Raw genomic sequence first — 687 nt, 5'->3', positions numbered from 1 at the left:
AAATATAGGTCGGGTCGATATAGCCCGTGACCGAGAGGCCCGCGATCGGGCCGGTGTTGGCCGCGTCGGAGAGCGAGTCCACCTTCAGCTGCTGTCCCGCGATCTGCTGCTTCATCGCGTCGACTTCGTCGTTGGTCAGGTGCGCAGGCTGCTTGCCGTAGTCGGGCGAGGACATGTCCACTTCCTGCGCAGGCGCCGCCGCGGCAACCGTGGCAGCCGCGCCCGTGGAGGCGGCGGCGCTCTTCGCCGTGCCCTTCGCGCCCGTGTTCGACGTTGCAAGCGCGTTCTTGAGCGATTTCACCTCTTTTTGCAGCGCGTTGAGCTGCTGCTGCAGGGCCTTGATCTGATCGCTGGTCGAGTCCGCAAAAGCGAGCCCTGGTAGTGCCCCGGCCACCAGCAGGCAGATTAACTTCTTCCTCATCGAGTTGTCTCTTCCAGTCATTGTTGCAAAAGCCCCTGGACGGGGCAGGTCGTCCTCAGGTCGCCGTGCCACGCCCGAAGGAGCGGTTAGCTGCCGGCGCAATGGCACCCACGGGTGTGTCAGCCGGACCGGGCTGCACGAAGGCCATCTGCATGTCGCGCATGCGCTTGCGTTCGCGGGCCGACATGATGTAGTTGGCTGCGACCACGCCAATCGTCACCGCGCTGATGAAGAGGGTCGCGAGTGCATTCATCTCCGGATTCAGG

At 64.0% G+C, this 687-nt stretch carries 1 protein-coding gene and 1 pseudogene; both read right to left on the bottom strand.

Going from position 1 to position 687, the window contains the following annotated elements; all coding sequences use genetic code 11:
• Positions 1 to 421: DUF3138 family protein (locus BO1_RS56115; RefSeq protein ID WP_043289422.1), on the bottom strand; the 421-nt coding region annotated here is incomplete at its 3' end.
• A gap of 55 nt (positions 422 to 476) precedes the next feature.
• Positions 477 to 687 (bottom strand): annotated as a pseudogene (locus tag BO1_RS56110) (putrescine ABC transporter permease PotI); the annotation flags it as partial.

The organism is Paraburkholderia oxyphila NBRC 105797 (assembly GCF_000685075.1).
GTDB lineage: Bacteria > Pseudomonadota > Gammaproteobacteria > Burkholderiales > Burkholderiaceae > Paraburkholderia > Paraburkholderia oxyphila.
Note: the sequence above shows the minus strand (reverse complement) of the source record. Positions and strands in the feature narration are given on the sequence as shown.